At 65.5% G+C, this 14,557-nt stretch carries 12 protein-coding genes; 1 reads left to right on the forward strand and 11 read right to left on the reverse strand.

Going from position 1 to position 14,557, the window contains the following annotated elements; translation table 11 throughout:
- A partial coding sequence (locus OXF11_19490) for a hypothetical protein (protein MCY4489282.1) occupies positions 1–267 on the forward strand: 267 nt, incomplete at its 5' end.
- Positions 268–369: 102 nt separating this feature from the next.
- Here OXF11_19490 and OXF11_19495 read toward each other — a convergent pair.
- From OXF11_19495 to OXF11_19545, 11 genes are all read right to left on the reverse strand, one after another.
- Positions 370–570 (reverse strand): hypothetical protein, encoded by a 201-nt coding sequence (locus tag OXF11_19495; protein ID MCY4489283.1) that lies wholly within the window; start codon positions 568–570, stop codon positions 370–372.
- Positions 571–1,394: 824 nt separating this feature from the next.
- Complete coding sequence (locus OXF11_19500; GenBank protein MCY4489284.1) at positions 1,395–2,309, reverse strand: nucleotidyl transferase AbiEii/AbiGii toxin family protein; 915 nt, start codon at positions 2,307–2,309, stop codon at positions 1,395–1,397.
- The gene (locus OXF11_19505; GenBank protein ID MCY4489285.1) at positions 2,302–3,144 is read right to left on the reverse strand and encodes a type IV toxin-antitoxin system AbiEi family antitoxin domain-containing protein; all 843 of its coding nucleotides are present in this window, start codon (positions 3,142–3,144) and stop codon (positions 2,302–2,304) included. Before OXF11_19505 ends, OXF11_19500 begins: the two co-directional genes overlap by 8 nt.
- Before the next feature lie 168 nt (positions 3,145–3,312).
- Complete coding sequence (locus tag OXF11_19510) at positions 3,313–5,031, reverse strand: iron ABC transporter permease (protein MCY4489286.1); 1,719 nt, start codon at positions 5,029–5,031, stop codon at positions 3,313–3,315.
- A gap of 137 nt (positions 5,032–5,168) precedes the next feature.
- Positions 5,169–7,172: a biosynthetic arginine decarboxylase gene (gene speA / locus OXF11_19515; GenBank protein MCY4489287.1), complete on the reverse strand. Its 2,004-nt coding sequence runs from the start codon at positions 7,170–7,172 to the stop codon at positions 5,169–5,171.
- A 309-nt stretch (positions 7,173–7,481) separates the two neighbouring features.
- Positions 7,482–9,593 (reverse strand): polyphosphate kinase 1, encoded by a 2,112-nt coding sequence (ppk1, locus tag OXF11_19520; protein ID MCY4489288.1) that lies wholly within the window; start codon positions 9,591–9,593, stop codon positions 7,482–7,484.
- A gap of 71 nt (positions 9,594–9,664) precedes the next feature.
- On the reverse strand, positions 9,665–10,540 hold the full coding sequence (locus tag OXF11_19525; protein ID MCY4489289.1) for an ABC transporter substrate-binding protein: 876 nt from the start codon (positions 10,538–10,540) through the stop codon (positions 9,665–9,667).
- Between the two features lie 124 nt (positions 10,541–10,664).
- Positions 10,665–11,006 carry a P-II family nitrogen regulator gene (locus OXF11_19530; protein MCY4489290.1) on the reverse strand — a complete coding sequence of 114 codons (342 nt, stop codon included), beginning with the start codon at positions 11,004–11,006 and terminating at the stop codon, positions 10,665–10,667.
- 32 nt (positions 11,007–11,038) lie between these two features.
- Positions 11,039–12,259 carry an ammonium transporter gene (locus OXF11_19535; protein ID MCY4489291.1) on the reverse strand — a complete coding sequence of 407 codons (1,221 nt, stop codon included), beginning with the start codon at positions 12,257–12,259 and terminating at the stop codon, positions 11,039–11,041.
- A gap of 224 nt (positions 12,260–12,483) precedes the next feature.
- Complete coding sequence (locus tag OXF11_19540) at positions 12,484–14,238, reverse strand: phosphoenolpyruvate carboxykinase (GTP) (protein ID MCY4489292.1); 1,755 nt, start codon at positions 14,236–14,238, stop codon at positions 12,484–12,486.
- A gap of 9 nt (positions 14,239–14,247) precedes the next feature.
- The gene (locus tag OXF11_19545; GenBank protein ID MCY4489293.1) at positions 14,248–14,535 is read right to left on the reverse strand and encodes a hypothetical protein; all 288 of its coding nucleotides are present in this window, start codon (positions 14,533–14,535) and stop codon (positions 14,248–14,250) included.
- Positions 14,536–14,557: the final 22 nt, after the last annotated feature.

Genomic DNA, 14,557 nt, shown 5'->3' on the forward strand with positions numbered 1-14,557 from the left:
ATCGTCGCGGATGTTGAATCGCGCCACCTGCCGAAACCGGGCCGTAGTGGTGATCGCCAAATCACGATCCGAAACCCGAACAGGAAGTACCTGCCCCGGACAGTGTATGTCGGCAAGCGCGGTAATCCACGGCATCATCCAGCGGGACAGCCGTGGTACATTGAATGGGAAGTGCCTGGCACATCCCCGAGAGCGCAACGTACTCCCAGGTTCTGCCTGACCGACCATCTGGCCGTTGTTTCCTGGCTCCAACTCAGCGGCTTCTAGCCCATGCCCGTGGCAAGTAACTAATTCCCAAGGGAATCGTAAACCTCGGTAACCCACGCCTTGAAGGCCAGTTGCTCGATCGGTCCGTTCGGTGCCGTCCGGTCAAAAAACGACGTGTTCCCGATTACTTGTGGCAGCACCTTGAGGGGAGGGTGGCCAGGTAATGGAAACGAGTTGGACGGCCCCTTGCGCTGTAAGGTGGACGAGGTTGATGCCGTATAAGATGTAGATCAGCGCGTTGGTTGCCTCAGTGACATCGATACGGAAACGCATCATCACGTTGGCAAGGTCTTGTTGGCTCATTGCCGTCTCCGTCCGGTCTTGTCGAAGCAACCCACCCATGAAGTCTCCCTATCCACTGTGTCGTCGCCCATCGCTGGATCCCTGTGACCCCGTCGCGCTCTCAGCCGCGCTTTGCGGTGATCTCATGAACGACGGCTTGTACCGTAAGGGCAGTACCGTGGTCGGAGTATATTTATCTTCATCGTTGGTGTGAATGGAAAGACCTCCACCGGACCCTGATCGGCTGGCAAATCGTGGCGCAGCTCACCAGTGGTCGACTGTCCTCCTAACCGCTATCCACCAGCCTTCACACGGTAGCAGTTGTCCGCAACAGCAGTTCGACGACGCGCTCGCTGTGAGGATCTCGCCGCCCATGTAGCCACCCGCTTCTAATCGGCCGCCGCTTTCCAGCAGGTCATCGCGGACGTAGCCGCGACTGTCGGCGAGCCTGACGAGAACGGTCCTTGGGAGCTTCTCGAGGCGATCTGGTCATTACGCCGTAAGGTTCCAGTGTTTGTGCGGTGGGAGTTCGTAGTCTCCAGGGAATCAGCAACTTGGCGGCGGCCCAGCCCGGACGGGCGAGCGGATGGCCGGATACCCTGACTTTCCGAGCCTCATCTTCGCAACTGACCGATCTTCATGGGAAGATCGCTGCCGAGAAACCGTGCATTCCGCTGGACCCCGAATGAACAGAACAATATCGTGCGAATCCTGGCGATATGCACAGGGTTTTCCACACACCCTGTTGCCAGTCGAAACATTGCGGGAAGGGCCTGACGCAAGGACCGGACTCATGCGGGTGCCGTGCAAACCGGCTGCCCTGAACGCCCGAACGTCGATCGCCGTTACCGGAAGAGGCGTTCGAGCGCTTTGCGCTCCACCGCGTGCTTGTCCGGATTCTCCCGCTTGAGCTTCTCCAGGTTCACCAGCTTCCAGCGAACGGCCGGCAGGTTCGCCGCCTGCGGCAGGCCGATAAGGCCGAAGTCGGGCTCGGCGTCGTGGAGGGCGAGCAGGAACACCGCGATGTCGCCCTTCAGCCGCGATCCGATGTCGGCGTGCAGACGGCCGCGCGCCCCTGCCAACACATCCCTGGATACCGCCTCGCGCGTCATCCCTACAAACTCTTCGTAGTACATATCCTCTCCGGGGGACGCCGCCGGCGCCAGGAGCTCATGCATCGGACGGTTCGAGCTTGCCACATAGACCATGAACGTGCGGAAGAGGCCGTCCGTCAGGCCTTCGTTGTCGTACAGGAGCTTCACGTCGAAGAAGTCGCGCGGATGCTGGCGGTCGAGCGCCGCATGGAGCTTGCCGCCGTACAGGTCCTCGAAGGCCAGCACGTTCGTCTCGGCGAAGCCGAACTGCTCCGTGACTTTCTCGCACACGGCCATCGGCCTTGCCGGATGCACCGCCCCTCGCGTCACCGGGGAAGTCTCGATCTTTATCTGCGCGCGGCCGTCGCTCACCATGATGCGCGTTCCGATGCCCCCGCCACCCGCGATGCGGCGCGCCCTGAGCCGCGGATTGCGGGCGGTGACAGCCGCCCCGATGCGGTCAAGCGCACTGTCGATTTCTTCAAGCGACGACGGGCGGTCCGCGACCGGTAGGTAGGTCAGGTCGACATCGGCGGACAGCCTCGGCATGTCCCTGTAGAACAGGTTGATGGCGGTGCCGCCCTTGAGCGCGAACGCGGTCTCTCCCGCAATGTCCGGCAGCACACTCAGCAGCAGGCGCACCTGCGCCACATAACGGTCAAGCATTGCTGTCCACCGCCGCGGGTTGCTCGGGCGCCAGTGCCTGGGGCACATAGATGCGGTAGGTCGGGTGAAGCTTGCCGCCCTCCACCAAGGCCCGCGGTCCCGATCCGAGGTCGATCCTCGATGCGTCCAGGTGTTTGCGCCATTTGTGCCCGTGCCTGTCCGCGAAGACGAAGAACAGCCTGCGCACCTTAACGCTGCGGCAAGCCGTCAAGAGCGCCATGAGCCGCCCGGGCCGGAGCGACGCCAGTCCCTCGAATACCTTGTCCAGGTTCTCGAAGCTCGCGTGCCGCGGCAGTTCGTCAAGGGCCTCAAGGATGGCCCGTTCGGGAGACGACGCCTTGAGGGGCCAGCGCCACACGCCCACCGTTGGTCCGCCCGCCCCGGCCCCGGAACCGGCATCCTCGATGCCCAGCAGGGCATCGCCAAAGAGCGTGCGCCGGCGCACCACGATCTGCGTCCCGATCGGCAGCCGCTTGATCCAGGACGGCGCCTCGCCGTAGAACCACACGCGCGGCTTTCCTCCGAGGCTCAGGTAATGCGCGTAGCCGAGCACGTCAAGGGCGCTCTCCCCGCCCAGATGCACGGCGTACTTCATAAGCCATTGCAGGGAGAGAAGGGGGATTTCCCAGGACTCTCCGTAGGCATCCCGTGCGCCTTCCGGCAACGGACGGCGGTAGACCCCGCGGACAACCCGCTCAAGCCACCCGCGGGCGACATAGTCGTGGATGGACTTGGGGTCGATGCCCTGGGCCCTGAGCCACGGCGTGTCCACCATGAAGCCGGCGGGCACCGCATCCAGGAGCGGTTTCAGACGTGGTGTTCTTTGATGGTGCATAACCATCAAAATAGCACCAGCTTCAAAACAACTCAAGGTGATGTTTCATCGAAAGCGTCCATACATGGATAATAACCATGTAACAGGGGAGACTTCAAATTATCATGTGCTGCAGGCGCTGGATACCGGACGCCTCTCCCAGACCTCGGCCATGGCCCAGGCACCACCCTACGCCTGCGAAGACCTCCGTGAGCCGGCGAAGCCGAGGCTGAGGCTGATCACGGGAGCGAGGCCGGCGACGACGATGGCGAGGGCCGGAAGCGCGGCCTGCTCGAAGGCCTCGTAGGAGGCGTACTCGTAGACGTGGGTTGCCAGGGTGTTGAAGTTGAAGGGGCGCAGGATCAGCGTCATGGGCAGCTCCTTCATGGCGTCCACGAAGACGAGCATGGCGCCGGTCATGAGGCTGCCCCGGAGCAGCGGGAAGTGGATGCGGGCGAGCACGCCGCCCGGACGCTGCCCGAGGGAGCGGGCGGCCGCGTCCATGTTGGGCGTGATCTTGGTGAGTCCGGCTTCCACCGAACCGAACGACAGGGCGAGGAAGCGCACGGTGCAGGCGAAGATCAGGGCGTACAGCGTACCGCTGAAGATCAGTCCGGTGGAGGTTCCGAAGTACTGGCGCATGAAACCGTCGACGAGGTTGTCGAGGGCGGCCGCGGGGATCAACACGCCCACCGCCAGTACGACGCCCGGGATCGCGTAACCGATGCTTGCCAGGCGGGTGGCGGTGCGCACCAAGCCGGTGCCGGACAGGCGCGCGCCGTAGGCCAGGAAGAGGCCGCCGCACAGGCACACGAGCGCGGCGACGCTCGCCACCGCCACGCTGTTGAAAGCGAGGCCCAGGGTGCTGACGCCGACGCCGGCGTCTTCGCTGCCGATGGCGGAAGCACCCAGCAGCGCGGCGGGAACCACGAAGCCCAGGGCCACGGGCGCGGCGCAGGCGAGGCACGCCAGCACGCCGCGGGCGCCCTTCAGGCACCCGATGACATCACGCCGGGGCGCGGACTGGCTGAACTGGAAACGCCGCCGGCCCCGGGCGATGTGCTCCAGGGCGGCCATCACCAGCACCAGAACCAACACCATGGAGGCCAACTGCGCCGCGGCCGGCGTGTTGTTCATGCCGAACCACACGCGGTACACGCCGACGGTCAGGGTCTGCACCGCGAAGTAGTCCACGGTGCCGAAGTCGTTAAGGGTCTCCATCAGCGCCAGCAGCACGCCCACCGCGATGGCCGGTCGCGCCAGCGGCAGGCCCACCCGCCGGAAGCAGCTCCAGGTGCCGTGGCCGAGGCCACGGGCGGCGTCCCACAGGTTCTGCGACTGCTCGACGAAGGCCGACCGTGCCAGCAGGTAGACGTAGGGGTAGAGGACCAGCGACATGAACGTCGCGGCGCCGCCAAGAGAGCGGATCTCGGGAAACCAGTAGTCGCCGGGACGGTGCCAGCCGAAGAGTTGGCGCAGGCCGGTCTGCACCGGCCCGGCGTATTCGAGCAGGTCGGTGTAGGCGTACGCCGCGATGTAGGAGGGCATGGCCAGCGGCAGCAGCAGCGCCCACTGGAGGACGCGCCGTCCGGGAAACTCGAACAGGGTGACCAGCCAGGCGGTGCCCACGCCGATGACCAGCACGCCCGCGCCCACGCCGGCGATGAGCAGAAGGGTCTGGCCGATGTAGGTTCCCAGGACGGTGGATACGAGGTGCGCCCACGCGTCGCCGCTGTTGTCCAGGGCGATGCCCAGCACCGCCAGCAGCGGGCTGACGAAGAGCGCCGCCAGGGCGAGGATGCCGAGGGTCCAGCCGTCGAGCCGGGGTGATCGGGAGCGGGCGCGGCGGTCGGGAACGTGCACGGCGGCCGGGGCCGCGCCGGCGGGAGTGATCTGCGTGTCCTGCATCTGCTGGCTGCTCCGGCCGCGGCGCCCATGCGCGGTGCGGTCGAGGGCGTGCCTGAAGCACGCCCTGCGTCAGATGCCGGAAACTAGCACAGGAAGTCTTGTGACTCAAACCCTCGATGTTTGAGTGGTGGAACTTTTCAGAAGCCCGTCGCCGAACGTACTCGTTTCGGCTCGCTGGAGCGCGGTAGACCGGCCCGTTTCATCGTGGTGTCGGCCTCTCGGGTAGCGGTAGTATCCGCCGCCGCGACATCCCGGTCCAGGTAGGTGCCGCCGCCCAGGACCTGCGCCAGGAGGCGCTCCAGACGCGTCGAGGGGGCGTCGGCCTGGGCCGGGCCGGGTACGGCGTGGAGTTCCCTCGGCGCCTGCTCCTGGGCGAGTTCCTCGTACCCCCAGCGGCCGAGCATGTCGGCGCAGGTGTCGGATTCGCGTACGTCGAGGATCGCCGGAGCGCCCGCGGCGTCCGTTTCCACCGTGACCTCGGCAGGCCGCCCGAAGAGGTTGTGGTCGCTGCTGAGGGCTTCCTGGTAGGCGCCCACGAACAGCACCGCCAGGGCGTAGGAGTCGTCCCAGGGCAACGCGTGGAGCTCGAAGGTCGAGCGCGGTTCCTGAGGATGCGAGAACTTGTTGATCACGCCGTCGGAGTCGCAGGTCAGGTCCGCCAGGACCGCCTTGAGGGTGGGTTTCTCCTTGAGCCGGCTGGTGGGCATGATGGGGAACAGCATGTCCAGGATCCAGCTATCCGGCAGCGACTTGAAGATCGAGAAGTTGAACGCGTGCAGGCGCGCGGCGATGCGTTCGAGGGCCGCCTTGTCCTCGCCGTCGAAGCGTCCGTGGCGCGCGTAGCGGCTCGCGTGCTCGACGATGCGCGAGAAGGCGGACTCCGCCTGGGCGCGCTGCTTGAGCGAGAGAAACCCCAGGGAGAAGGCCGAGAGCATTTCGTCCTTCTTCTGGTAGGCGTCGTGCAGATACTCGCGCCAGTTCTTGCTATTGATCTCCACCACCATGTCGTTGAGCTCGTTGACGGCGTCCACGTTGGACGCGCGCGCCCGGGCGCGTCCGGGTTTCGGGCTCGTCTTGGGCTGTTCGAGCGGATCCACCAACAGCGCCGCGTGGTGCGTCACCAGGAAGCGGCCGGCTTCGGTGATGATGCGCGGTTCCGTGATGCGCGCGCGGTCGAGCACTTCCTTGGTGGTGTAGATGATGTCGTTGGCGTATTCCTGGACGTTGTAGTTGACGCTGGAATCCGCCGAGCTGTTGCTGCCGTCGTAGTCCACGCCGAGCCCGCCGCCCACGTCCAGGGTGTCCAGGGGCACTCCCAGTTCCTTCAGTTCGACGTAGAACCGCAGCGCTTCCTGGAGCGCCTGCTTGAAGTTGCGGATGTGGGTGATCTGCGAGCCCAGGTGGAAGTGCAGCAGACGCAGGCGGTCCAGCATCTTGCATTCCTTGAGCAACCGGGTGCAGTCGAGCAGGTCGGACGCGGTCAGGCCGAACTTGGAAAGGTCGCCCGACGACTCCTCCCAGCGGCCCATGCCGCTGGCGTTGAGCTTGACCCGTGCGCCCAGGCGCGGGCACGGCAGCCCCTTGGCGCGCAGCTCGGCGATGAGCTCGTATTCCCGCGGGCGCTCGAACACCACGATGATGTTGTAGCCGGCCGCCGCGGCCGCGGCCGCCAGCTCGAGATAGGCCGAGTCCTTGTAGCCGTTGCAGATGATCGGACCCGTGCTGTCGCGCAGCATGGACAAGGCGATGCACAGCTCGGCCTTGGTGCCGACCTCGAGGCCGGCGCCGTAGGGCCGCCCGGCCGCGCAGACGCGCGCCACAGTGGCCTTGCGGCTGTTGACCTTGAGCGGGTAGACGGAGGTGTACGAGCCGCGGTAGTCGAAGGTCTCGGTGGCCGTCCTGAACGCCCGCTGGAGGATCTCCATCTGGCGGTCGATGAGCTGCGGGAAGCGCACCAGCACCGGCGGCCGCACCCCGCGCCGCTGCAAGCGGGTCACGAGTTCGTGCAGGTCGACCTTGCCGGCCGTGGCCGAATCCGTGATGACCTCCAGGTGACCCGCGTCGTTCACGTTCACGAAGCCTTCGCCCCACGAACGCCAGTGTGCAAACGGGTCATCGCCTCCCAATGGCAGCCTTTTCATCGTCGCGTGGTACCCTCCTTGTCGTCGGCTGGCGAATGCTGATTCGCGTCGTCCTTGCCCTGAGCCGCCCGAGTCAGCCACCTCTCCTACTCATCCCCGCCCTCCTCCGTCATTCCCGCCCTCCTCCGTCATTCCCGCGAAAGCGGGAACCAGGGGTGGCGAGGGGACCATGGCCGTCGCCCCGCCCACCCCGCCTGGATTCCCGCTTTCGCGGGAATGACGGAAAGGGTGGATGAGAATGACGCAGGGGGACGGGAACGCTTCGCGATTATACCATAGTTTACGGCTATTCGTGGGAGGTGGGATGGATCAGCGCGCCACGCGCAGGTGCACGCCGGCTTCCGGCTCGGGTGCGTGGTGTTCGGCCAGGTAGGCGTAGATGGCTTCCTGGGCGTGCGTCCGCCTGTCTCCGGTCGCGGGCTGGTAGCGGTTGCGCAGGTCCTTGTCCAGCACCCGCGCCTTGACGTTGTCGTCCCAGAGGATGTCGAGCAGGTCCTTGAGCCGTCTCTTGAGCGAGGGGTCGTAGACGGGACAGGCCACCTCGACCCGATGGTCCACGTTGCGTTCCATCCAGTCGCCGGAGGATATGAAGAACTTCTCGTCGCCGCCGTCCGCGAACGCCATGACCCGCGAGTGTTCCAGGAAGCGGTCGAGAATGGCCGTGGCCTTGATGCGCTCGCTGACGTCCTTGACACCCGGAACCAGCGAGAACATCCCCCTCACCATGAGGCGCACGTCGACGCCGGCCTCGCTCGCCTCGTAGAGCTTCTTGATCAGGCCCCGGTCCTCGAGGTTGTTGACCTTGAGGATGATCCAGGCGGGCAAGCCCTTGCCGGCGTTCTTGATCTCGGTGTCGATGAGCCGCGTGAGCTTGCGCCGGGTGTCGTACGGGGAGACCAGCAGGTGCTTGAAGCTGGTCCGCCGGTAATTGGATTCGAGGAAGCTGAAGACCCGCTTGACCTCGCTGGTGATGCGCTCGTCGACGGTGAAGAGGCTGTCGTCGGTGTATATGCGTGCGGTGGTCTCGTTGAAGTTCCCGCTGCTGACATTGGCGTAGAGCACGGTCTTGCGGTTCGACACCCGGGTGATGAGGATCAGCTTGGCGTGGACCTTGAGGCCCGGCACGCCGTGGATGACCCGTACCCCTTCCTCCTGCAGCCGCTCGGACCAGTAGACGTTGTCGGCCTCGTCGAAGCGCGCCTGCAGCTCCATCACCACCGTGACCTTCTTGCCGTTGCGGCTGGCGTTGATCAGCGCGTTGACGATCTTCGAGTTCCGCGCCACCCGGTACAGGGTCATCTTGATGGAGCGCACCTTGGGGTCGATGGCCGCCTGCCGCAGGAACTCGATCAGGCAGTCGAAGGTCTGGTACGGGTAGTGCACCAGGATGTCCCGGCGCCGGATGGCCTTGAAGAAAGTCGTCTCCGCGTCGAGATGCTTGTGCGGCAGCGGCGGCAACGGGACCGCCGACAGGTCCTTCGGGCCGATGCGCGGGAAGCCCATGAAGTCCTTGAAATTGTGGTAGCGCCCGCCGGGGATGAACGGTCCGGACTGGTCATCCAGCCCCATCTTGTCCTTCAGCAGCTTCAGCAACTGCCGGGGGATCTGGTTGTCGTAGATGAAGCGCACCGGCGCCCCGGAGCGGCGCTGCTTGAGTCCCTTGGAGATCTTCTCGATGTAGCTCTCGTAGAGGTCGTCGTCGAGGTCGAGCTGGGCGTCGCGCGTCAGCTTGATCGTGTACGCCTCGAAGTGGTCGAAGGGGAAGATCGAGAAGATGTCCTTGAGGCAATAGCGGATGACGTCGTCCAGCAGGATGACGTAGTGCCGGTCGCCCGCCCGCGGCAGGATGACGAAGCGCGACAACACGTCGGTGGGGATCTCGATCAGCGCGTATTCCGACCGCCGGGAGCCGCTGCTGTAGAGCCAGATGGCCATATAGATGGCTTGGTCCTTGAGCTGCGGGAATTCCGTCAGGTGGTTGATCATCAACGGAATCAGGTTCGGGCGCAGCTTCTGTTGATAAAACTCCTCGATAAACGCTTGCTGATCGCGGTTCAGGTCCTTTTCCGTGACCATGGAGATGCCGTGGCGGCGCAACTCCCCGAGAATGCTCCGGTAAGTGCTCTCGAAGTCGGCTTGCTGCTTCAGCACGACGGCATGGATTTCCTGGAGGACCTGCGCGGGGTCGTCGCCCATGAGGCGCCGCGCGCCGGCGCGGATCTGCTCCAGGCGCCGCAGGTGCGCGACGCGCACGCGAAAGAACTCGTCCAGGTTGGACGAAAAGATGCCGAGAAAGGTCAGCCGCTCCAGCAGCGGCACCGACGGGTCCGACGCTTCCTGAAGGACGCGGCCGTTGAACGCCAGCCAACTGATCTCCTTGTTGCGCAGCGGCAGCGTCGAATTTGGTTTCCGTCTGGCCATGGTGACGTAGGCGTCAGAAATTACTACAGCGAGAAGCTCTGATCAATTGTTTTTTGGAGCCCTGCGTCACACTACCCGGCCGCTTCGGCGTGATACCGCGGGTCGTAGTAGACGGCGAGGTCGGCGCCCTTGCCGGGCGGCAGCTCGAACGAGACCCGGAGATCCAGCGGCACCTGCAACCCGTCGACGTCGAGTTCCGTGGTCGCCGGCAGGGAGGACAGCTCCTTGGCCGCCCCTGCCTCGTCGAGTTCCAAGGCGTCGCGCAGCACTCCCCGCGCCTCCGCCCGGTTGGCGGGGTCGTTGCCCCACGCGGTGGACTCGGCGAGGCACTTGAGGAGATCCACCAGCTCCCGCCGGTGTGCCGCCGCCCACGCGGTGGTGACCGCGAAGACCCCGCCCGGGTAGTTGGGCAGCACTTCGCGGTAGTCCGCGATGCGGCGCATGCCCTCGGCTTCCGCCCTGTGGTCCCATGGCGGGTTCAGGATGCCGGCGAAGGTCTTGCCGCTTTTCATGGATTCGAAGCGCGGCCCCGTGGCCCCGACCGGGTCCAGCTCGTAGTCGCCGCGCAACATGTCCAGTCCGTGGGCCAGCAGGATCCTCCGGAGCACCAGGGCGTAGGCCGTGTCCACCGCGTCCACCGCCAGCAGGCGGCCGCGCAGGTCTTCCCAGTCACCGATCTCCGGGCGCACGTACACCGGCAGGCCCATGCGCTCGGACGCCCGCGCCACCGCGTGGATGTCGGCGCCCTCGCGCCCGGACCAGGCGAGCACGTTGTCGAAGGCGGTGGAGGCGACGTCGTAGGTGCCGTCGCTCAGGCCGCGCATCTGCTGTGTCGAGCTGCGGGTGACGATGGTCTCCACCTCGATGCCGTGGGCGGCGAAGAGGCCGCGTTCCCGCGCTATGACGACCGCGGGGTTTTCTCCGAAGGTGATGAACTGAATGAGCATGCGGGCCTCCAGGGTGTAGTCCTATGGCGTGTTCGTACACGAGCACACCCGGAACCGCCAGCGCTCCCGGAGCGTCGGCCCGCGCGGGGAAGGGGCGGGCTCGAGGCCCGCCCCTTGGGGAGAGTTATCGCAGGGCTTCGTCGCCGCGTTCGTTGGTGCGGATGCGGATCACCTCGTCCACGGTGGTGACGAATATCTTGCCGTCGCCGATCTTGCCGGTCTGGGCCGAGTTGAGGATTGCGTCGACGGCGCCGGCCAGCAGATCCTCGGGAACCAGCACCTCGATCTTGACCTTGGGCAGGAAGTCCACGGTGTACTCCGCGCCGCGGTAAAGCTCGGTGTGGCCCTTCTGCCGCCCGAATCCCTTGACCTCGCTGACCGTCATGCCCGAGACGCCGACGGCGGTCAGCGCCTCCTTCACTTCATCCAGCCGAAAGGGCTTGATGATGGCTTCTATCTTTTTCATGAAGTTCCTCCTGCGCGATGAAGCGGGAACGCCTACCAGCTATAACCCCGTTCCTCGTGTTGACTCAAATCCATGCCCATCTGCTCGTCGTCGTCGGACAGGCGCAGACCCATGGTCGCGTTGAGGACGCCGAGGATCACCAGCGTGCCCACGAACGCGAACGCCATGGTGGCGACCACGCTGATGAACTGGATCCATAGTTGCGCGGGGTTGCCGAAGAACAGTCCGTCGGCGCCGCCGGAGTTCACGACCGTGGAGGCGAACAGGCCGGTGGCCAGGGCACCCCACACGCCGCCGACGCCGTGCACGCCCACCACGTCCAGCGAGTCGTCGTAGCCCATGCGCGCCTTGAGGTTGCACGCGGCGTAGCACAGGATGCCGCCGCCCGCGCCGATGATGATGGCGGAACCGGGGCTTACGAAGCCCGCGGCCGGTGTGATGGAGACCAGGCCGGCGACCGCGCCGGTGGCGGCCCCGAGCAAGGTGGGCTTGCCTCCGGTGGCCCACTCCGTGAACATCCACGCCAGAGCCGCGGCCGCGGCCGCCGTGTTGGTGGTGACGAAGGCCACCGCCGCCAGGCCGTCCGCCGCCAGCGCGCTGCCGGCGTTGAAGCCGAACCAGCCGACCCAGAGGAGAGCGGCGCCGATGACGCTGAAGGGCAGGTTGTGGGGCATCATGGCGTCGCGCCCGTAGCCGCGCCGCTTGCCGTAGAGCAGGGCCGCGGCCAGCGCGGAGACACCGGAGCTGATGTGCACCACGGTGCCGCCGGCGAAGTCCAGCGCGCCCATGGAACCCATCCAGCCGCCGCCCCACGCCCAATGCGCCAGCGGCGAGTAGATGAAGGTGCTCCACAGGAGCGCGAAGACGATGAAGGTGCTGAACTTCGCCCGTTCCGCGAACGCGCCGGTGATCAGGGCCACCGTGATGATCGCGAACATCATCTGAAACACCATGAAGGCCAGGTGCGGGACACCCTCCACGATGTCGGGGTTGGGCTCCGCGCCCACGCCGTTCAAGGCGAACCACTTGAAGTTGCCGACGATGCCGCCCACGTCCGGGCCGAACGCCAGCGTGTAGCCCCACAGCACCCACGAGATGCTGATGAGGGCGACGACGACGAAGGTCTGCATGATGGTACCGAGGACGTTCTTGGTGCGGACCAGGCCGCCGTAGAACAGGAACAGTCCCGGAATGGACATCATCAGCACCAGCGCCGAACAGGTGAGTATCCAGGCGGTGTCACCGCTGTTGATTTCCACTACTTTGTCCCCCGTTTGAAGTGATTTCCAACCTCGCGGTTCTAGCGCGGAGTGGATGTCATCAGAAGACGCAAGTTGCGTGCCAATGCCGATACGGACGGTCGTGGCGAGATCGACGAGCGGAAAACGGGTTTTCCGCCGCGAGCGCGGGTGGACTCACCGCCGTGCCTGCTCAACAAACGAGCAACTGCACAACGAGCAGGCAGGTGAGGATCAGGCTAACCGGCCCGCAGTCTCTGCCTGAGGTTCGCGTGCTGTTCTTTGATCCCGGCCGGGAGGCGGTCTTCGAACTTCTCGAAGAATTCGGACTGGCTGCGCAGGTTCGTGCGCCAGCCTTCCCGGTCCACGTGGAGCAGACGGTTGAGGGCGCCGCCGGTGACGTCGGCGCCGGCGCAGTCGATGCTCGAAGGCTTGGGCAGGTAGCCGATGGGAGTCTCGTCGGCGCTGCCGCCGTCGCGGGAGCGCTCGATGATCCACTGGAGCACGCGCAGGTTCTCACCGAACCCCGGCCACAGGAATCCGCCGCGCTCGTCTCTCTGGAACCAGTTCACGCGGAAGATCTTGGGCGGATGGGTCAGACGCTTGCCCATGGAGAGCCAGTGGTTCCAGTAGTCGCCCATGTTGTAGCCGCAGAACGGCAACATGGCCATGGGATCGCGCCGTACCACCCCGACGGCTCCGGTGGCGGCCGCGGTGGTCTCCGACGCCAGGGTGGCGCCGAGGAAGGTGCCGTGCGCCCAGTCGAAGGACTGGTAGACCAGCGGAACCAGCTTCTGGCGCCGGGCGCCGAAGAGGATGGCGCTGATGGGGACGCCCTGGGGGTTCTCGCGCTCCAGCGAGATGGACGGGCATTCGCTGGCTGGCACGGTGAAGCGGCTGTTGGGATGGGCCACCGGGCCCTCCTTGGTGAGGTGCCACGGACGCCCGCGCCAGTCGGTGACGCGCTCGGGCGCCGGATCGTCGTGCCCCTCCCACCATACGCCGCCGTCGGGCTTGAGCCCCACGTTGGTGAAGATGGTGTTCTTCCGGATCGTGCGCATGGCGTTGGGGTTGGTCCTGGAGTTGGTCCCCGGAACCACTCCGAAGAACCCGGCTTCGGGGTTCACCGCCCATAGGCGCCCGTCGTCGCCCACCCGCAGCCACGCGATGTCGTCCCCGACGGTGAAGACGCGCCAGCCTTTCATGGACTCGGGTGGCACCAGCATGGCGAGGTTGGTCTTGCCGCAGGCGCTCGGCAACGCGCCGCACACGTACGTGGTCTCCCCCTCCGGACTCTCGATGCCGACGATCATCATGTGCTCGGCGAGCCAGCCTTCCCGCTCGCCCAGGACGCTGGCGAGCCGCAGCGCCATGCACTTCTTGGCCAGCAGCGCGTTGCCGCCGTAGCCGGAACCCACGCTCCAGATGGTGTTGTCCTGCGGAAAATGGCAGATGAAGCGCCGGTCGATGTTCAGGTCCGCCTTGGAGTGGAGTCCGCGGGTGAAGTCGTCGGAGTCGCCGAGGTGGTCGAGGGCGACCTGGCCCATGCGCGTCATGGAACCCATGCTGAGAGCCACGTAGACACTGTCGGTCAGCTCGATGCCGACCTTGCTGAAGGGGGAGCCCGCCGGTCCCATGAGGAAGGGAACGACGTACATGGTGCGCCCGGCCATGGAGCCGTCGAAGATCATCTTGAGCTTGTGGTAGGCTTCGTCCGGCGCCATCCAATTGTTGGAGGGGCCGGCGTCGTCCTGCTCGCGGGAACACACGAAGGTCAGGTGCTCCGTGCGCGCCACGTCGTTGGAGGCGCTGCGGTGGAGGTAACAGCCCGGCAGGCTCTTCTGGTCCAGCGGGATCAGGTCGCCCTCGCGGATCGCCAGTTGGGTCAGCCGTTCCCGCTCTTCCTCCGAACCGTCGCACCAGACGACGTTGTCGGGGCGGCACATGGCCGCCGCTTCCTTCACGAACTTCCGAACAGCCTCGTTCACATCCATGCGTTCCCTCTACTTGGTGCCTTTTCGTTTCGATGGAGCCCGTCGCGGTGGTGTCTTGGCCGCTGCCGTGGTCTTGGCCGAGTCGTCGCTCTTGGGGGGTGTGCCCTTGGGATCGTTGGTGATGAAGTGCCCGCAGTTGATGCAATAAACCGTATAGGCCGGCTCCCGGCGGTGGTAGACTGTGTGGAAGCGACCCTGGGAGCTATTGATGCTGACGTCGACCTTGTAGAGCTTGATGACGACCTTGTGGCTGCAGTTCGGGCAGACTACCGTTTCGGGTACTTCCGTTTTGGCCATCCGAACTCCCAGAACGCTTGTG

The organism is Deltaproteobacteria bacterium, assembly GCA_026712905.1.
In the GTDB taxonomy this organism is placed as follows: domain Bacteria; phylum Desulfobacterota; class Binatia; order UBA9968; family JAJDTQ01; genus JAJDTQ01.